This window comes from Winogradskyella undariae, from assembly GCF_013285155.1.
GTDB classification, from domain to species: Bacteria; Bacteroidota; Bacteroidia; order Flavobacteriales; family Flavobacteriaceae; genus Winogradskyella; species Winogradskyella undariae.
The window spans coordinates 237,940-257,434 of the sequence record NZ_JABTEL010000004.1 but is presented as its reverse complement, the minus strand read 5'-3'; the positions used below and the strand labels follow the sequence as shown (position 1 = coordinate 257,434).

The 19,495-nt window shown below is 30.0% G+C and carries 13 protein-coding genes; 5 read left to right on the top strand and 8 right to left on the bottom strand.

All coding sequences use genetic code 11. The annotated features are described in order from the left end of the window. Window positions 1-57: 57 nt before the first annotated feature. Window positions 58-1,692 (bottom strand): S41 family peptidase, encoded by a 1,635-nt coding sequence (locus HSX10_RS07645; protein WP_173587617.1) that lies wholly within the window; start codon window positions 1,690-1,692, stop codon window positions 58-60. Further along, entirely contained in the window at window positions 1,689-2,099 is a 411-nt protein-coding gene (locus HSX10_RS07640) for a ribonuclease P protein component (RefSeq protein ID WP_173587616.1), read from the bottom strand. Before HSX10_RS07640 ends, HSX10_RS07645 begins: the two co-directional genes overlap by 4 nt. Window positions 2,100-2,300: 201 nt before the next feature. Between HSX10_RS07640 and HSX10_RS07635 the strand changes: the two genes are divergently transcribed. Next, window positions 2,301-4,295: a DUF3352 domain-containing protein gene (locus HSX10_RS07635; protein WP_173587615.1), complete on the top strand. Its 1,995-nt coding sequence runs from the start codon at window positions 2,301-2,303 to the stop codon at window positions 4,293-4,295. A gap of 75 nt (window positions 4,296-4,370) precedes the next feature. Here the strand turns inward: HSX10_RS07635 and HSX10_RS07630 are convergent, their stop codons facing one another. From HSX10_RS07630 to HSX10_RS07620, 3 genes are all read right to left on the bottom strand, one after another. After that, on the bottom strand, window positions 4,371-6,173 hold the full coding sequence (locus tag HSX10_RS07630; RefSeq protein ID WP_173587614.1) for a M1 family metallopeptidase: 1,803 nt from the start codon (window positions 6,171-6,173) through the stop codon (window positions 4,371-4,373). Window positions 6,174-6,349: 176 nt separating this feature from the next. Then, a complete protein-coding gene (locus HSX10_RS07625; protein ID WP_173587613.1) occupies window positions 6,350-7,957 on the bottom strand; it encodes a S8 family peptidase in 1,608 nt (535 codons plus the stop codon). 24 nt (window positions 7,958-7,981) lie between these two features. After that, window positions 7,982-8,842 carry an MBL fold metallo-hydrolase gene (locus HSX10_RS07620; RefSeq protein ID WP_173587612.1) on the bottom strand — a complete coding sequence of 287 codons (861 nt, stop codon included), beginning with the start codon at window positions 8,840-8,842 and terminating at the stop codon, window positions 7,982-7,984. 156 nt (window positions 8,843-8,998) lie between these two features. On the opposite strand from HSX10_RS07620, the gene HSX10_RS07615 reads away from it, so the two are divergent. Both HSX10_RS07615 and HSX10_RS07610 read left to right on the top strand, forming a co-directional pair. Continuing rightward, window positions 8,999-9,361, top strand: coding sequence for a DUF202 domain-containing protein (locus tag HSX10_RS07615; RefSeq protein ID WP_217363250.1), 363 nt, complete (start codon window positions 8,999-9,001; stop codon window positions 9,359-9,361). A gap of 110 nt (window positions 9,362-9,471) precedes the next feature. Continuing rightward, a complete protein-coding gene (locus HSX10_RS07610) occupies window positions 9,472-11,376 on the top strand; it encodes a cation:proton antiporter (protein WP_173587611.1) in 1,905 nt (634 codons plus the stop codon). Between the two features lie 144 nt (window positions 11,377-11,520). On the opposite strand, the gene HSX10_RS07605 is transcribed toward HSX10_RS07610, so the two are convergent. After that, window positions 11,521-12,381, bottom strand: a complete 861-nt coding sequence (locus HSX10_RS07605; RefSeq protein ID WP_173587610.1) for a T9SS type A sorting domain-containing protein — start codon at window positions 12,379-12,381, stop codon at window positions 11,521-11,523. Window positions 12,382-13,963: 1,582 nt separating this feature from the next. Between HSX10_RS07605 and HSX10_RS07600 the strand changes: the two genes are divergently transcribed. Further along, window positions 13,964-14,242 carry a hypothetical protein gene (locus HSX10_RS07600; RefSeq protein ID WP_173587609.1) on the top strand — a complete coding sequence of 93 codons (279 nt, stop codon included), beginning with the start codon at window positions 13,964-13,966 and terminating at the stop codon, window positions 14,240-14,242. Between the two features lie 103 nt (window positions 14,243-14,345). On the opposite strand, the gene lepA is transcribed toward HSX10_RS07600, so the two are convergent. Beyond that, complete coding sequence (lepA, locus tag HSX10_RS07595; protein WP_173587608.1) at window positions 14,346-16,142, bottom strand: translation elongation factor 4; 1,797 nt, start codon at window positions 16,140-16,142, stop codon at window positions 14,346-14,348. A 210-nt stretch (window positions 16,143-16,352) separates the two neighbouring features. On the opposite strand from lepA, the gene HSX10_RS07590 reads away from it, so the two are divergent. Beyond that, window positions 16,353-18,716 (top strand): TonB-dependent receptor, encoded by a 2,364-nt coding sequence (locus tag HSX10_RS07590; protein ID WP_254453211.1) that lies wholly within the window; start codon window positions 16,353-16,355, stop codon window positions 18,714-18,716. 141 nt (window positions 18,717-18,857) lie between these two features. Here the strand turns inward: HSX10_RS07590 and HSX10_RS07585 are convergent, their stop codons facing one another. Next, window positions 18,858-19,391: a hypothetical protein gene (locus tag HSX10_RS07585; protein WP_173587606.1), complete on the bottom strand. Its 534-nt coding sequence runs from the start codon at window positions 19,389-19,391 to the stop codon at window positions 18,858-18,860. Window positions 19,392-19,495: the final 104 nt, after the last annotated feature.

Here is a 19,495-nt window from a genome sequence, read left to right as displayed (position 1 = left end):
TCTAATTTTCGTATGTCCAGAAAATGTTAATAACGTTAAATATAAAAAAATTAAGTTCTATCTCAAAATGCTAGCGTACTGAGTAGGATTATTTAGAATATTTAAAGCTTTTTTTATTTCTGAATTGTTAGCGGTGTAATAAGTATATAAGCCTTCACTATAAAAATAACGCTTAATAATTTCGTCTGTTAATAGTGAATTTAATTGCTTTTTATTGTTGTCTATAGCGTTAGATTTATAGGCTTTTAAAGTTTGAGTTAAATTGTTATAATCAGATTCTATAACATTATTAAGACCTTCATCTTCAGCTATTAAAATAGCATTTTGTAATGCTTTTTCTGTTTTAGTTTCAAAATTAAATTCACTTGACTTTATATAATTTTTAAATTTTTTAAAGTCTGAATCTGAAAGCTCAAAGTTTTTTAAATCTTCAACTTTATGATTGTAATAATAATCGGTTGCAAAATCGAATATTAAATTTTCGTTAGATATTGCTTTTGTAATTGGTGTGTGCTTAGCAAATTCTACTTCAACATCAGGTTCTACTCCACCTCCATCAAAAACATTACGTCCATTTTTAGTTTTAAAGGCATTGTAATTTTCTTGTTTTGTTCGGGTTGCATTTCCATTTTCATCACGATTCCAATAATCTAAAGCCTGAATACAGCGTCCTGATGGTGTGTAATATCTAGATATTGTAATCTTCATTTGTGTCCCATAAATTAGGGCTTTAGGACGTTGAACTAAACCTTTACCAAAACTACGAGTACCCACAACTACAGCACGATCCATATCTTGTAAAGCACCCGAAACAATCTCACTTGCAGAGGCACTTTTTCCATCTATTAAAACCACTAATGGTATTTGCGTATCTACAGGTTCATGTTGTGTATAATAGGTTTTATTATACTTTTTAACCTTCGATTTTGTGGTAACTACTAGTTGATCTTTTGGTACAAAAATGTTGGTGACGTTAACAGCTTCGTTTAATAAGCCGCCTGGGTTTCCTCTTAAATCTAAAACTAATTTTGTAGCCCCTTGATTTTTTAAAGCTTTAATAGCTTTTATGGTTTCAGATGAAGCTTTATTATTAAATTTTCTAAGAACAACATACCCTGTTTTTTCATCGATCATAGAATAATACGGAACTGCCTTGATTTCTAAAGATTCTCTAATAATATTTACAGTTTCTGTTTTACCTTGTCTTTTGTAAGTGACAGAAACTTCAGTACCAGCAGCACCTTGTAATAAGTTTGCTGCATCGTCTTTAAAATCTGCTACAATAACTTTATCAACTTTTATAATTTCATCACCAGCTTTAAGTCCGGCTTTATCTGCAGCATAACCTTTGTAAGGCTCTACAATAACCAATTTATCATGTAGGGTGAGTATTTTTGCACCAATACCTGTATAATCACCTGCATTATTAATTCTAGCGGCTTCTACGTCTTGTTCGTTATAAAATTGAGTGTAAGGGTCTAAATCGTCTAACATACTTTTAATAGCTGTATCCATTAAGTCTCCAGGATTGGTATCATCAACGTAATTCATGTTGATTTCCTTAAAAAGTGTGGTGAAAATTTCGATTTGTTTTGCAATTTCGAAAAAGTCATTTTTAAAAGCTGTGGTACCAAAAAATATAAGCACAGCTATTGCAGGAATTATTATTTTTTTATGAAGAAATTTTTTCATGTTTCAGAAGTATTAGACTCTGATTTTTCAACCAAAGGCTCATTTTGAACTAAGAATTTTTTAAATAAAGTATTGATATTCTTATTTACTTTATCAAAAGTAGTACCATCTTTACTAAGGTACAAAATCATAAACGCATAAGAATTAGAACTATTGTTAAAGTATAACGGTTTATTAAGACGATAAGCTTCGCGTAATAATCGTTTTATTTGGTTTCTAGAAACGGCTGTTTTATGTAAACGTTTGCTTACAGAAACACCAGTTTTTAATTGAGAACCATCTTCAAATTCTGTTTTAATATATACAAGTCGTAACGGATAAGCTGTAATAACCTTTCCATTAGTAAATAGCGCTTCAATAAGCTTTTTACTTTTAAGTTTATCTTTTTGCGAGTATTTAAAAGGCATTCTAAGAAATTATGCTTTTTTTAAAGCTTTAAAATTAATTTAACAAAGTAAGTTTAAATCTTAGCAATACTAAAGCTTTAGTCTCAAAATTTTAAGATTATTGAAAATGAAGGTCTAAATTTTCATCGTCGTTTTTTTACCATAATATTAAGTTATTTTTGTGGTGAAGATTTATTCACTTTAATTCAAATACACCACCCAATGACAAAAAGGAAATCTCTGTTTGTTATACTCTTAGTCCTTATTAGTTTTTTATTATACTCATTTTACACTTTTTATATCGATAACAACGATAATTTAAAGTCCATATACTTGGTTCCAGAAGATGCGGTTTATATCATAGAAACCCAAGATCCCATAGATAATTGGAATGAAGTTAGTAAAAGTGATATATGGAATCACCTTAATACCAATTCTTATTTTAATGAATTAGCAGAAAGCCTTAATAAAATTGATACGATTTTTAAACAGGAAAAAAGTGTTTTCGATAGAATAGGAAATAGAGAAATTTTAATATCTGCACACGTTTATAAACCTAAGAAATATGATTTTTTCTATGTTGTAGATTTACAGAAAATAGCAAAATTAAATATTTTAAAGAATCACTTAAACACGTTTACCAATAGTAATTATAAGATAAGCAAACGTAAATATCATAACCAAGAGATTATAGAAGTTTATGATGTTATAAAACGCGAAACTCTACATATCAGTTTTATTAAAAACCAAATGATAGCGTCTTATGTGCATACTTTAGTCGAAGCCTCTATAGATCAGTATAAAGAACCAAAAATAGGGAGAAACCTTGATTTTATTGAAGTAGAAAAAGAAGTTGGTTATGGCGATATGTTTAGGTTGTATGTGCAGTATAAATATCTAGATGAGTATTTAAAAGTTTTTTCTAATGATTCTGGTGCCTTAACAAAAACACTAAGTAATAGTTTACATTTTAGTGGATTTAATTTTGATGTCGATGATAACACTATTACAGCAAATGGAATTACCAATTATGATGAAGCGGTAAGTTTATATTTAAAATCGCTTCAGAATTCTGGTCACAGTTCTAGAAAAATTGCAGAAATAGCACCAAAACAAACGGCACTTTATTTAAGTTTTACTTTTGATAGTTTTGAAAAATTTTACACCAATTTCGAAAATGTATTAAAAGAAAAACCAGAAGAATTTAAAAGTTATTTAGACGGTACAGAGCAAATAGAAAACTTCTTAAAAATAGATTTAAAGAAGAATTTTGTAAGTTGGGTAGATGATGAAATCGCTTTAATTCAGTTACACTCTACAGTTACTGACTCTAAAAAAGATGTTGCATTTATATTAAAAACAACAGATATCGATGATGCTAAAAAGAACTTAGATTTTATTTTAGAACAAATACGACGACGAAGTCCAGTAAAATTTAAAGAAGTTAGTTACAAAGGACACACCATTAATTTTATGGATATTAAAGGGTTTTTCAAAATCTTATTAGGCGATTTATTTAAAGAAATTGACAAACCTTATTTTACAATTATTGATGATTATGTTGTTTTTAGTAATCATCCAAATACATTAAAGAGTATAATTACCAGTTATATTAATGAAGATACACTAGCAAATTTTGAATCTTTTGAAGATTTCGATAATAATTTTGATAGCAGATCAAATGTTTTTGCATACATCAATGCACCAAATTTATACAATAGTGCTTATAACTTTTTAGATGCCACTACAAGAAAAGAATTGAGCGATAACAAGGATTATTTTATCTGTTTTTCTCAAATAGGGATTCAATTAAAATCAGAAGATGATCTTTTTGAAACCAAATTAGTTGTAGACTATGAGGATCCCGAAACTGTAAAAACTAAATATTCATTTACAGATTCATCGTCTAAGACTAAGGGAAATCAAACAAAAAATGAAGTAGAAATAACAGAAGAGACCATAAATAAAGCCACCATTTTTACTATTAAAGAAATCTTTCCTTCAGATTTAACCGCTAAACAGTTTGAAAAGAAATATTACAATGGTAAAATTAGATTTTCTGTTGAACTCAAAAATGGATTAAAACACGGAGATTACTTAGAATATTATAGTAATGGAAAGTTAAAAATTAAAGGAAGTTATAAAAGAGATCAACAAAATGGTACTTGGCGTATCTATGATTATAATGAAGATGTGGTATTTAAAAAACGCTTTTAAGCTAAAGATTTATAAAAAATAAAAAAAGCACAACCCAATGGTTGTGCTCTTTTTTTATTTAAGATTATTATGGTTTTACTCTAAAGTAAATACATTGTTTCCTCTATCAATATCTGCCATCATCTGAGAAGCATCAATCTCAACCGATTTTACGGCTTTTTTAGCATCAAAAGAGTATGTTGGCATTGCCCAGGCCCAATCATTAATAATAGTTGCTGAGGTTGGCTTTTCTCCACGCATCATTTGTAAAGGAATGTAAAAATCTTCGGTAGTTCCGTCTGTATAAGTTACAGAAAGATCTATAGGCATTGGCATTAAACCAATACGCTCTAAAGTAATTGTTTTTCCTTCCACTTTATTAACTCCATAATCAATAGTATTAGTTGTTTGTGCAAAGTCTGTAAAATACCAATCTAATTCAAAATCAGTAATACGTTCTGCAGTTCTAACGACATCTAAAGGCTGTGGATGTTTAAACTTAAAATCTTCAAAGTATTTTTTAATAGTTTTGTTTAAGTTTTCTTCACCAATAACATATCCTAATTGCGCTAAAAGCACAGCACCTTTATTATAAGCAGCAGCTCCATAAGCTTGGTTAAATTTATAACGATCCGAGTGTGTGGTTAAAGGTTGTTCTATACCAGAATTTGCTAAAGCAATGTAACCAGCATAGGTTCTCGCTAAAGGATTTTCACTTTTTTCATCTTTAAAAATTTGCATTGCTAAAGTAGAAATATACGTTGTAAAACCTTCGTCCATCCACTCATGTTTAGATTCATTACTTGCTAATAAAAACTGAAACCAAGTATGTGCCAACTCATGTGCAGTAACACCCAATAAGCTACCATAACTACGTTGTCCGGTAATTAAAGTGCTCATAGCATATTCCATTCCGCCATCTCCACCTTGTATAACAGAATATTGCTCGTAAGGATATTCACCAACAGCTTCATTATAAAACTCCATTAATTCTGCGGTGTCTGCTTGTAATTTCTTCCAATTATCAAGATATTTTTGTTCTAAATCTTTTTTATAATAGAAGTTTAAAATTGTACCATTAGACATTTTATATGTATCGTGAATAAAATCAGGATCTGCTGCCCAAGTAAAATCGTGCACTTTTGGAGCTTTAAAATGTAGTGTTTTTAAATTCGATTTTATAACAGGTTCTCCTTGAAGATATCCGGTACCACCAACAACATAATCTTTATCGATTGTTAATTTTACATCAAAATCACCCCAAACACCATGAAACTCTCTTCCTATGTAAGGATCAGCATGCCACCCTTCCGTATCATATTCAGCTAATTTAGGATACCATTGCGCCATAGATAAAGCAACACCTTCTTTGTTATTACGTCCAGAACGACGAATTTGAACAGGTACTTGTGCATCAAAATCCATATCAAAAGTTACTTTTTCACCGGGTTGAATAGGTTGATCTAATTGAACCTCTAAAACAGTACCAACGGTTTCATAAGTTATAGATGTTCCGTTTTGTTTTAAACTGTTAACTTTTATAAAACCAATTTCATTAGGTTGAAGTTTACTAATACGATCACCAACACGAGGATCTGGATCTTGAATTGTACGTGAACGTACATCCATTTCGCTACCAGGTTGAAATGCATTAAAAAATAAATGGTAATATACGCGGTTTAGTACATCTGGTGAGTTATTGGTATACACCAATTTCTGTTTTCCTTTGTACTGATAGTTGTTAACATCCATGTTAATATCCATAGAATAATCTACATGTTGTTGCCAATAGCAATTTGTAGAATTACTTGATTTTTGAATAGCATCAACAGGAGTTTTCGCTACACTACAAGACCAAAAAATTAGAATTGAAAAAAGACTAAAAATTAAATGTTTCATGAAATTTATATGTTTTAGGGTAAGCATAAAGTTTATAAACCTATAGAATTATTTTATAAAAAATTCAGAAATTAGGTTTGAAAAACTTGATTAAATAAAAAGGTTATCTGTCAGATTTTTGAAAGATAACCTTTTTTAAAATATGCTTATATTAAAAATTTTAATATAAGTAGTAATTATAATTTTGAAGCCATGATTAATGCGTTATAAACATTAACAATTCTACCTGATGTAGATAAGTCTGCAAAAGGCTTAATATTAGTAGCATCACCACCAACAATAACTCTAGTTGTTAAAGCTAACCCAGAATCTAAGATCACCTGTTTAACTTGTGCAGCAGTTAATTTAGGGTAATAAGAACGAACTAAAGCTACGGCACCAGCAACAGCAGGAGAAGCCATAGAAGTTCCACTTATACTTGCATAATCGTTATCAGGAAATGTAGAATAGATAGCAGAACCAGGTGCAAAAACATCTACATTCTTCTTTCCGTAGTTAGAAAAACCAGAAACAATTTTAGAACCATATTTAGACGTTAAAGAACCGACTCTAATGTAAGTGTTAGAAATTTCTTCGAAGTTTACATTATCATCAGGAAAGTTAGTTCCTTCATCAACGTTTTTACTATCATTACCCGCAGCATGTACAAATACAACATCATTATCAGAAGCATATTTAATAGCATCTCTTACCCATTCTGCATGTGGAGAAAAAGATTTACCAAAACTTCCATTGATTACTTTTGCACCATTATCTACAGCATATCTAATAGCTAAAGCTACATCTTTATCATATTCATCACCATTTGGTACTGCTCTAACAGACATAATTTCTACGTTGTTAGCAATACCATCTACACCTAAACCATTATGACGTTCTGCAGCAATAATACCTGCAACGTGTGTACCATGAGATTCACCTTCTTTTATAGGTTTTACATTTGCGTTACCATAACCTGGATTATCAGCTAAATCATCTGGGTTATCTCCAGTTGTTCTTCCTTTAAATTCCAAATTGTAGTTGGTGTTTAAACGCTCAGCTAAACCATCTAATGCTCCTTTTATTTCCTCTTTTGCAGCTTGCACACTTTCTAATCCAAAACTATTCATCTGAGCAGCTACTGATTTATGTTGTAGTAAAGTCTCATCTGTAGTTTCTAATGCTTTAACCTGATCATTAGTATAATCTTCTGTTCCAAAATGCTTTGTAAATGCAGCATCAGCATCTTGTAATGCTTTATAAATTTGCTCATAACGTATTTTAGTAGGAGATAATTTAGCTATTCCTGCTTCTAATTCCGTTTTAGCTTCAGCAAATTGAGGATTGTTTGTGTTACCTGAAGCAACTATTCTAGTCATTTCTAATTGTTCATCGTAGGCATCTCCTAAGAAATTCCAACCATGAATATCATCTACATAACCATTTTTATCATCGTCAATTCCGTTGTTAGGAATTTCATCTTCATTAGTCCAAAGTACATTTCTTAAATCTTCATGATCGATATCAATACCAGAATCGATAACAGCAACGATAACTTTAGTTCCTTTTTTATCTTTTATAATTTCAGTATAAGCTTTATCAACACTCATTCCAGGAATGGTATCTTTTACAAGGTCTAAATGTCCCCAATGTTTCTTTTCAGTATCAGTTAATTCAGTAACTTTTAAAGGTGAAGAATCAATATTTTCTATTGGAGTAGAAAGAATTTCTGATGTGCTACCACAACCTAGAAATAAGGTTCCAACAAGACTTAAGTATGCTAAAGGTTTGTAATTAAATTTCATTAGTTTTTTTTATTGTTTTTTTGTTTAGATAAATAATTCGTTTGTAGTAAAAGTTTCATTAAGCCTTACACCTTTTTCAGTATGTTTAACGGTTATAATTTCGTTATGAGCGTCGTGTTCTAAAAAGAGATAAAAATTATTGTCTGCAGCCATATTTAAAAATAACTCTTTTTCATCGAGAGTTAATAAAGGTCTTGTATCATAACCCATTACAAAAGGCATAGGTAAATGGCCAACGGTTGGCAATAAATCTGCCATAAAACAAATGGTTTTTCCTTTGTATTGTAGCATCGGAATCATTTGTTTGTCGGTATGTCCGTCAGCAAAGAATAGATCGAAATCTAAAGCTGAATTTTTAAGAATTTTATCTTCAGGAAGACCGGTAAATTTTAATTGGCCGCTTTCTTCCATAGGTAGAATGTTTTCTTTTAAAAACGAAGCACGTTCTCTTCTATTGGGTTCAGTAGCCCATTTCCAATGGTCTTTATTACTCCAATAATGTGCGTTTTTAAAGGCTGTTTCGTAACCTGTTCGGTCTTTATTCCATTGTACACTTCCACCACAATGATCAAAATGAAGATGCGTCATAAAAACGTCGGTAATATCATCACGATGAAATCCATGAGCGGCTAATGATTTATCAATGGTATCATCTCCCCAGAGGTAATAATAGCCAAAAAATTTATCATTTTGTTTGTCCCCCATTCCGGTATCGACTAAGATCAGTCGATCTCCATCTTCTATTAATAAACATCGCGCAGCGATATCTATCATATTATTGTTATCAGCGGGGTTTGTACGCTGCCATATAGGTTTTGGTACGACACCAAACATGGCACCGCCATCGAGTTTAAAGTTTCCAGCTTGTATAGGATATAATTGCATTATATAATATTTAGAGATAGACTCCGCAAATTACTAAATCCGTGAAACTTTATCGACGAAAGGATAATTTATTAGTGGTTATTTAACAATTTAATCCTACATATTTTAAACTCACTTTAAAAATAATTACATTTAGATGTATAAAATGAATTAGCAATGAAAAAAGTATCAAAATCACCTTTAAAAATAAAGAAGATTAAACTTTTACGTTTTGGGCGTGATTTTAAGCCAGATCAACAGGTTATTTTGCGAGATTATTTAGCTATTGAACGCACACGTTTGGCTAATGAGCGTACGCTTTTATCTTACGTCCGTTCTTCTCTATATTTATTATTAGGGGCTATTGCTTTGTTTGAGCTTAAAGAGTTTTCAAATTTTCAATACTTAGCACTAACAGCTATTATATTTAGTATCTTATTTTTTATTATCGGTATTTATAGGTTTACGTTATTAAAGAAGAGCTTAAAACGGGTTTATTATAAATCTGAAGAAAAAGATCCAAATGCTGTTGAAAGTTAGATATACATTAGGTTTTATAAGTAAATTTAATATATAAATCTTTGTTATATCCCATAACTTAAAGGCTTATATAAAATTAGAATTTAGTATTTTCACACAAAAAGAAATAAATGTTAGAATTAGCAGGAATTATTATCCTTGGCATATTAGCACAATGGGTAGCTTGGAAATTTAAAATTCCAGCGATTTTACCTTTAATACTTATTGGATTATTGGTTGGCCCTATTGCTGCAGAATTTTTAAGTGAAGATGGTACTAAATGGATTGAACCGATTTATAATCCATTATTAGATCAATATGGAAAACCTATTTTAGATGAGTTTGGAAAGCTAATTCCGGGTAAAGGTTTGTTTCCTGGTGATAGTTTATACTACTTTGTATCACTTGCGATAAGTATTATTTTATTTGAAGGAGGACTAACACTTAAACGATCTGAAATAAAAAATGTAGGTCCCGTTATTACAAAATTGATAACTGTAGGTTCTGCAATTACATTTTTTGGATCTGGTATGGTTGCACATTATGTTTTTGGATTAAGTTTAGATTTATCTTTCTTATTTGCCGGACTTATTATTGTTACTGGCCCAACCGTAATTACACCTATTTTACGTAATATTCCTCTTAAAACAGACGTGTCAGCGGTTTTAAAATGGGAAGGAATTCTTATTGACCCAATTGGAGCTTTAGTAGCCGTTTTGGTGTTCGAGTTTATAAGTGTTGGCGGTGATAGTGGTTTTACTAAAACTGCGCTTATAGAATTTGGTAAAATTGTATTATTTGGTACAACCTTTGGGTTCACTTTTGCACATGCTTTAGCTTTTGCTATAAATAAGAAATTGATTCCGCATTACTTATTAAATGTGGTTTCATTATCTACTGTATTATTGGTTTTTGTTGAGTCTGAATTGTTTGCACATGAATCGGGTTTATTAGCCGTAGTAGTGATGGGAATGGTGTTAGGGAATAGTAAACTAGAAAACTTAAAAGAACTGCTTTATTTTAAAGAATCTTTAAGTGTATTGTTAATCTCAATTTTATTTATTCTTCTAGCAGCAAATATTAATATTTCAGATTTACTTTTACTTTATACATGGAAAACAGCAATACTTTTTGCTATTGTAGTTTTTGTCATTAGACCATTAGCTGTTTTTGTAAGTACTAAAGGTTCAAAATTAAACTTTAGAGAAAAATTGTTTATAAGTTGGGTTGGTCCCCGTGGTATTGTTGCTGCAGGTATTGCTTCTCTTTTTGGAAGTAAACTAATGAGACAAGGTGTTGAAGGTGCAGAATACATTACACCTTTGGTATTTATGATTGTTTTAGGAACCGTTTTATTAAATGCTACCACTGCTCGTTTATTTGCGAGATTGGTTGGTGTGTTTTTAACAAAATCTAACGGTATTTTAATTATCGGTGCTTCTAAATTACCACGATTATTAGGACATTATTTAGTGAATAACGGACGTCATGTAGTGCTTATAGATAGCAATCAAAATAATATAAATAAAGCTCAAGAATTAGGTTTAGATGCTTTGAGTAGTAATATTTATTCAGATACACTATCAGATAATATTGAGTTAAATGATGTGGGTTATATTATGGCAATGACAGGGAATTCTGATATAAATTCTTATGTTATTGAAAAGTTTGGTAAAGAATTTGGTGAAAATGGTTCGTATCGTTTGGTGACTTCAGATGAAATGAATAATCCTGAAAATAGCCCTAAAGAAGGCTTGTTTTCTCCTACTGATGACTATATTAATCTAATGGAAGTAACTCGTAAATATCCAGCAATACAAGAAGTGAATATTGATGATTCGGAGCATTATGCTAGTCTTATAGAATTAGCAAGTAAAGATCAGTTTGTAATTCCTTTATTTTTAAAAGATGATGAAGGTGAACTTCATATAATATCTGTATACGATACTAAAGCAGAAGATATAGGTGAAGGTTTTAAATTGGTGTATTTAGGTAAACCTTTTGATGTTGAAAAGGTTGTAAAAGAAGAAGTATAATTTTTAGGAAGTAAACTCTAAATTATTAGTCGTTTTTAAGTTGATGTAATATGTCTTAATTATTATAACTTTAAATAAAAAAAAGCAGTTATTTCTTTTTGAAATAACTGCTTTTAATTTTAGATAAACAGACTTAAGAAAGTCTTATTTTTTAATAAACTTACTTGTGTGCGTATAACCTTTATCATCTGTTAATTTAACGATATAAGTTCCTGCTGCTAAAGCTGAAGTGTGAATAGTAGATCCGCTATATTCTACGTCTATTTTTCTTCCTATTAATGTAAATAATTGCACCTCTGATAATTGTACATTTTTCACATAAAGATCATCTGTTGTAGGGTTTGGATATAAATCAAATCCTTCAGAGATTGTTAAGTCTGTTGTAGATAGCGTTTCATCTGCTATCACTAAATTATCAATAAAAACATTTGTAGCATTAGTAGTTATATCGCTTTCAAAGGCATAAAATGCAACCTGCACATTATCCACAAAATAAGAGTTGTCAGATAATTCTATTGAGAATGATTCTCCTCCTTCTGCTATAATAGTATTACTATCATATAAGGCTAAAGATGTAAATGTGTCTCCTCCATCTTTAGAAACAAGTAATCTAATTTCATCTCCTTCATTAAGTGCTTGAAATGTACTTTCATTATTTATAGAAAAAGCCATGTCCCACTCAATAAAATAACTACCTGATGCAGGTGTAGCTGATAAATCTATTAAAGGTGTAGTTAACCAATCAAGTTTTACATTATTTGTCATGTTAATTCTAATAGCATCAGATGTTGATTCATTATTAAAAGTATCTGCAGCCCATGCTCCACCAGTAGTATTTGAACTTCCATTAGCATAATTATCATCATCATCTCTAAACTGATCCCAGTCTCCTAAAGAAAATGAATTTGCAACACCAGAAACACCTGTAAAGTCTTCCGAAAACACTTGACCGTTCATTACATTAAATGCAAAAAAAACCAAGAAACATTGTAAAATTCTAATCATAATTATATATTTTAAGTTAATATTAACACAAATATATTAAAAGATTGTATAAAAACAAGTTGTATAGGAGTTATGTTAATTTTTTTTAAATTATATATTTTAATATATAGATTACAGGTTTCAAAATGCAAAAAAAGTTATTTTACAGAACCCTAAAGAAATGACTGTAGTATTGTTTAATATTATCATTCAACTTTAAAATAATTAGACACACTTTCTAAGTTTTTTCTACAAAAACGGTTTAATTAGTTGAATAAATTATTCTATTATTAGTGGTGTTTTATTTTTAATCTAAAATGACAAAAGATGGAATTATTTTTTAATAAACTTACCTGTGTAAGTATATCCTTCCTTATTTTTTAATTCAACAATGTAAACACATTTACTTCATAAAATTCTAAATCTTTCCCATATAGATTATCTGCTGTATTCCTTTAGCAATGGTTATATCTATTGTAGAAAGAGTTTAACTATCTGTTACTACAAAATTATCTATATATACATTTGTAACATTAGCATTGATATCGCTTTCATATGCATAAAAAGTAAACTGCATAACGCTTAAAAAATATGAGTTATCAATACTACGGAGAATATTTCTCCTAACTCTGCTATAGTACTATCAAATAAAGCTAAAGAAGTAAATGTTGTTCCTCCATCTGTACAGATAAGTAATCTAATTTTATCTCCTGAATTAAGTGTTTTAAAAGTAGATTCATTATTTGGATTAGAGGCTATACTCTATTGTAGGATTAACCACCCACGCTTTACACTGTTTGCCATGTTAATTATCATGGTTGTGGTTCCATCATTGAGAAAACCATCTGTGGCCATGCACCACCATCATCTACAGAATAACCATCTTCATAAGAGTCGTTGGTGTCTCTTGTTTCATTTTCAGCCAACTAAGGAAAAGTTGTTCGCTATGCCAGAAGCACTTAAAAAGTCTTCAAAAAATGCTTGTCCATTCATTAAAATAAATTAAAAAATAACCAAGCAACATTGTAAAATTCTACTCATAATTTTCCATATTAACATATTGGGTTGAGTTTAATATTATAATATGTTATTAGTATTTGTTGAATTTGAATTGTTTACTCACGAGTCTGGTTTATTAGTGGTTTTGGTGTTAGAAAACTGTAACCTTGAAAAATTTAGAAAATAATTTGGAGAAAACGGTTTGTGTTTATTAGTGCTTCAGTTAAGATGAGTTTTCCGGAAAAGAGACAGAAAGAAGGTTTATTCTCTCCTACGGATGATTTTTCAATTTAATAGAAGTAACACGTAAATATCCTGTAATGCAAGAAATAGAAGATGTAGCCTATTATGAAAACCTTATGAAAAAGGCAAGTAAAGATAAATATTGGAATCCTTTGTTAAAAAAAATGATGAAGGAGAGCTTCCTTGTTATTTTCATTTTAATAATTTTTATATTAAATAGCTGTTTTTTAGTATTTTATATCATTTATTGTAGGTGATTACCAATTTTGATTGTACCGTTCGTCTAAAAAAAATTATTTTATTTTGTTTTTATCATAAAAAGTGCATATTTGTTAAAAATCTTAACAAAAATCAATTTATTATGAAAAAAATTATTTTATCTTTTGCAGTAATCGCAGCTATCGGTTTTACATCTTGTTCAAGTGATGATGACAGTAGCGATGGAGGAAGTGATTCTGCTTGTCAAACATGTGATTTAGAAATATTTGGATTCGCTACCTCTACAGAATATTGTGATAATGGAGATGGTACTTATACTTATACTACTGAAGGTCAATCGGTTACTGAGGATCTTCCTGAAGGAACTTCTTTTGACGATATTATTTCTGCATATGAAGCAGCAGGAGCTACTTGTAACTAAGAAATAGTTATTATTGTATAAAAAAAAACAGAAGCTAATTGCTTCTGTTTTTTTGAATTATAGGGAAAACAATAAATTTTTAATATTTATTACCAATTAAAGTTTAATCATTTAACTTTAAAACAGCCATAAATGCTTGTTGAGGTATTTCTACATTACCAACTTGACGCATACGTTTCTTACCTTTTTTCTGTTTCTCTAATAACTTACGTTTACGAGAAATATCACCACCATAACATTTTGCAGTTACATCTTTACGAAGTGCTTTTACGGTTTCACGTGCTATAATTTTTGCTCCAATAGCTGCTTGGATAGGAATATCGAATTGTTGTCTAGGTATTAATTCTTTTAGCTTCTCACACATCTTCTTACCTATGTCATGTGCGTTATCTGTGTGTATTAAAGCAGAAAGGGCATCTACAGGCTGTGCGTTTAATAATACGTCTAAACGTACTAATTTAGAAGCTTTCATACCTATTGGATGATAATCGAAAGATGCATAACCTTTAGAAACCGTTTTTAAACGATCGTAAAAATCGAATACAATTTCGGCTAATGGCATTTCAAAAATTAACTCAACACGTTCTGTAGTTAAATAGGTTTGATTTATAATCATTCCGCGTTTTTCAATACACAGACTCATTACATTACCAACAAAATCAGATTTTGTAATAATGGTAGCTTTTATAAATGGCTCTTCAACACGGTTTACGGTTGTTGGTTCTGGTAAATCAGTAGGATTGTTAACTATAAAAGCTTCAGTAGGATTTTTATTGGTGTACGCGTGGTACGATACGTTAGGTACGGTAGTAATTACCGTCATATCAAACTCACGTTCTAAACGTTCTTGTATAATTTCCATGTGAAGCATTCCTAAGAAACCACAACGGAAACCAAATCCTAAAGCTGCAGAACTTTCTGGTTGAAACACCAATGACGCATCGTTTAGTTGAAGTTTTTCCATAGAGTTTCTCAACTCTTCGTAATCTTCTGTATCTACGGGGTAAATACCAGCAAATACCATTGGTTTTACATCCTCAAAACCTGCAATAACATTGGTTGTTGGGTTAGCAAAATCAGTTATGGTATCTCCTACTTTTACTTCTTTAGCCGTTTTTATACCTGTAATTAAATAGCCAACATCACCAGCTTTTACACTTTGTTTTGCAACTTGAGTTAGTTTTAAAGTCCCAACTTCATCTGCAAAATATTCTTTTCCTGTAGCAACGAATTTAATTTTTTGTCCTTTTTTAATTTCTCCATTAAAGACTCTAAAATAAGTTTCAATTCCTCTAAAAGTATTATAAACTGAATCGAAAATTAAAGCTTGAAGTGGTTCATCTACATTTCCTTTTGGTGCAGGAATTCTTTCAATAATGGCTTTTAAAATATTTTCGACACCAAAACCTGTTTTTCCACTAGCGTGAATTACTTCTTCTGGATCACAACCTAAAAGATCAACAATATCGTCTGTAACTTCTTCCGGGTTAGCACTAGGTAAATCTACTTTGTTTAATACCGGAATAATTTCTAAATCATTTTCTAAGGCTAAATAAAGGTTAGAAATCGTTTGTGCTTGTATACTTTGCGCTGCATCTACAATTAATAAAGCACCTTCACAAGCTGCGATAGAACGAGAAACTTCGTAAGAAAAATCTACGTGACCAGGTGTGTCAATAAGATTTAATACATATTTTTCGCCTTTATATTCATAATCCATTTGAATGGCGTGCGATTTTATGGTAATACCACGTTCGCGCTCTAAATCCATACTATCTAAAAGCTGAGCTTGTTGTTCACGAGCAGTTACAGAACCTGTAACATCTAATAGACGGTCAGCTAAAGTGCTTTTACCGTGGTCAATATGGGCTATAATACAAAAATTACGTATGTTTTTCATGTCTTTTTTCTAAGGCAATAACTAATTTGCAAATATAATTGATTTCTTGTGCTTTAACGTATCTAAAATATTTGTTTTATAAAATGGATTATACTGAGGAAAAACCACAATAGAAAGTAAAAAACAATTTATATATTGCGAGACAAACGTAATTTTATGATTATTAACCAACGCCACTATTTTTGTGTCCTTTTTTTTGCTCTATCTTTTATGGCATTTGCACAAGAATATACTCTTTCTGGTCGTGTCGTTGATGTGAATAATAATCCGATTGAGTTTGCGAATGTTGTTCTTTTAACAGAAAATGAAGATGATTACTTTACAGGCACTTCAACAGATGATTCAGGTTTTTTTAGTTTAACTACTTTAACAGAGAGTACATTTTTTCTTAAGGTTAGCTATGTGGGGTTTGAAAACTTTAATCAAAAAATTGTACTTACCTCAGATTTAGATTTAAAAACGATTACACTTAAAGAATCTTCAGAAAACCTAGGAGAAGTTACTGTCGTTGCTAAAAAACCAACCATAACACGAAAACTAGATCGTTTAATTTTTAATGTAGAGAATACAGCATTAATAGAGGGGTCTACATTAAGTGTTTTAAAAAATACGCCTGGAATTATAGTAGGAGATCAAGGTATTAATATTAAAAGTGCAAAAGCAACAGTCTTTATAAATAATCTAAGAGTACAATTAACGTCATCTGAATTAATACAGCTTTTAGAAAGTACACCTGCCAATAATATTAAATCTATTGAAGTTATTACAAATCCACCTGCTAGTTACGATGCAGATAGCGGTTCGATAATAAATATTGTAATGAGTAAAAATTTAGTGACTGGTTATAGAGGAAGTGTACAAACTAATTATACTCAAGGTGTTTTTCCAAGATACAATGCATCAACAAGTCATTATTTTAAAAATGACAAAATAAACCTTAACCTTAACTACAGCTATTCTGATAAAAAAATTAATAGAGATCAAGAATATGTTGTAAATTATTTAGACAATTCTAATAATACAGAAGAAATTTGGGAGTCTAACATAAATAGAAATACCTGGTATCAAACACATAATCTTAATCTTAATTTTGATTATTATATTAATGATAAAAGTACACTAAGCGTAACCAGTACAGGGTTGTATATGCCCTATTTTAAATATAAGATAAATAACAATACTAATATTACAGATGAAAACTCAGTGTTTGCATCCCGTTTTACTTCAGGTAATTTATCTAGAGATAATAAGTATAATGTTGGTACAGATGTAACTTTTGTACATAATTATGAAAACAGCTCTACTCTTTCTTTTAATTTACACTATACAGCTTATGATTATGATAGAGACCAAAAGGTTTTAAGTCGTTTCTATGATAATAGTAATGTGTTTACCGGCGATGCTGAATTTATGACCAATGCAAATCAAAATACAGATATTACAACGGGCAAAATAGATTATAGATTACCTATCAATGAAAGTTCTAATTTTGAAACTGGCGTTAAATATTCTAATGTAAAAACAGATAGTGATATTACAAGATTAGATATTATTGGGAATTCTGAAGTTTTAAATGTGGGTAATACAGATGTTTTTAATTACAAAGAAAATGTGTTTTCAGGATACGCAAACTATAGCACAACTTGGAATAAATGGGATATAATTCTTGGTTTTAGAGTAGAACAAACTAATATTGAAGGAGAGTCTTTAATGATGGGTGAAACAAATACACAAAATTATTTAAATTGGTTTCCAAACACTAGTTTATCATACCAATTAACAGATGATGTAACTATTGATGCCAGTTATAAACGTAGTATTACTAGGCCGAGTTATAAAGATCTAAACCCATTTACCTTTTTTATAAACGAAAATACGGTTGTTTTAGGTAACCCATATTTAACACCTTCATTTATAGATCATTTTAAAGTTGGTGTTAACTTTTTAGACTATTTTACTGTAGAATGGTATTATGTGAATACGGATGATGCAATTGAAGAATTTCCAAGACAAGATAACGATACAAATATCATTGCTTACACACCAACTAATATTGATAAAACGTCAGAAACGGGATTAGATTTAATTTTTAATTATTATCCATCTAATAAATGGAGCGTTTATGCTGTTTCTTCAACGTATTATGTAAAAGAGCAATTAAATTTTGATACAGACTATGTAGAAAAAGATCAATGGTCTCAGATATTTATTTTATCACCAAACTTATATCTTCTCAAGGATAATAGTTTAAATGTCAATTTATCAATGTTCTATTCAACTAAAAACCTTCAACGTTTTACTACAGTTAAGGGACAACTATTTTCTACGCTAAGCATTTCTAAATCTATTTTAAATAAAAAAGGAACCTTATCACTTTCTGTTGAAGACTTATTTAATAAGCAATATACTTATACAAAAACACAATACTTAGATCAAAGCAATACTGGTTTTGTAAATAGTGATAATCGATTTATTAAGTTAGGTTTTAGTTACAAATTTGGTAACACTAAACTTAATACCAATGAACACACCACAGATGCTGAAGAACGAGATAGACTTAAAGATTTAAACTAATCTTGTCATTGAGCAATAAACAAAATAGTATCTCTACTACCGCTATTATTTCGGTTTGAAAAAAAGCTAAATATTTACCATCGTAAGAAAACACAAGGAATAGATTAAACGTTTCGCAATTTGTAACACGTTTTATATCATTTATACACCTAAAATTTCAGCATCAACCCTAAACTTTGTGTCAATTACGATATTGTGAGTTTCATTAATAGTTTCGTCAGTAGTTGTTCTCACTTTTAGGTTAAAACTATCTTCTTTAATGTATTCTCTTAATTCTTGGTCTAAAATATTTAATTCTAAAACATTAGAATTGATGTTTTGTAAATCAATACCATTTGCAATTTCTATCTCTTCAAGACCTTCAGCATTAATGTAAATATATATTTCTTTTAGAAAATTGAAATCACCATCTTCTGGAGTTTCAATTGTTATTGTCATTGTTTTTAATTTAATACTTTCTATTAAATCTTTGTGTGTGTTATTACTTTCAAAAGAAGATTCAGAACCCGTGGTGATATCGGGAGTATCTAAAGTAATAGGAATATTAACTAAGGTTGTTGGCGGAATTGAAAAATTGCTTTGATAATCTAAATCAAATTTTGTTAATTCATCTATAGCATCACAACTCACAAGTAAGCCTAATACTATAAAAATAGGAAGTAATATCTTTTTCATTTTTAATGTTTTGAGATAAATATACATATTAAAACTGAATTGATTTTTTACATAGTTTATTAAGTAGATTAACAAAGAATAATAAAAACCTTAATTTTGCGACA

Excerpts from the sequence above, each read along its gene's own strand:
- HSX10_RS07615 (WP_217363250.1), top strand. The coding sequence starts at position 8,999 with ATGAAAAAAGTATCAAAATCACCTTTAAAAATAAAGAAGATTAAACTT.
- lepA (WP_173587608.1), bottom strand. The coding sequence starts at position 16,142 with ATGAAAAACATACGTAATTTTTGTATTATAGCCCATATTGACCACGGT.
- HSX10_RS07625 (WP_173587613.1), bottom strand. The coding sequence starts at position 7,957 with ATGAAATTTAATTACAAACCTTTAGCATACTTAAGTCTTGTTGGAACC.
- HSX10_RS07630 (WP_173587614.1), bottom strand. The coding sequence starts at position 6,173 with ATGAAACATTTAATTTTTAGTCTTTTTTCAATTCTAATTTTTTGGTCT.
- HSX10_RS07635 (WP_173587615.1), top strand. The coding sequence starts at position 2,301 with ATGACAAAAAGGAAATCTCTGTTTGTTATACTCTTAGTCCTTATTAGT.
- HSX10_RS07610 (WP_173587611.1), top strand. The coding sequence starts at position 9,472 with ATGTTAGAATTAGCAGGAATTATTATCCTTGGCATATTAGCACAATGG.
- HSX10_RS07605 (WP_173587610.1), bottom strand. The coding sequence starts at position 12,381 with ATGATTAGAATTTTACAATGTTTCTTGGTTTTTTTTGCATTTAATGTA.
- HSX10_RS07645 (WP_173587617.1), bottom strand. The coding sequence starts at position 1,692 with ATGAAAAAATTTCTTCATAAAAAAATAATAATTCCTGCAATAGCTGTG.
- HSX10_RS07620 (WP_173587612.1), bottom strand. The coding sequence starts at position 8,842 with ATGCAATTATATCCTATACAAGCTGGAAACTTTAAACTCGATGGCGGT.
- HSX10_RS07600 (WP_173587609.1), top strand. The coding sequence starts at position 13,964 with ATGAAAAAAATTATTTTATCTTTTGCAGTAATCGCAGCTATCGGTTTT.
- HSX10_RS07590 (WP_254453211.1), top strand. The coding sequence starts at position 16,353 with ATGGCATTTGCACAAGAATATACTCTTTCTGGTCGTGTCGTTGATGTG.
- HSX10_RS07640 (WP_173587616.1), bottom strand. The coding sequence starts at position 2,099 with ATGCCTTTTAAATACTCGCAAAAAGATAAACTTAAAAGTAAAAAGCTT.
- HSX10_RS07585 (WP_173587606.1), bottom strand. The coding sequence starts at position 19,391 with ATGAAAAAGATATTACTTCCTATTTTTATAGTATTAGGCTTACTTGTG.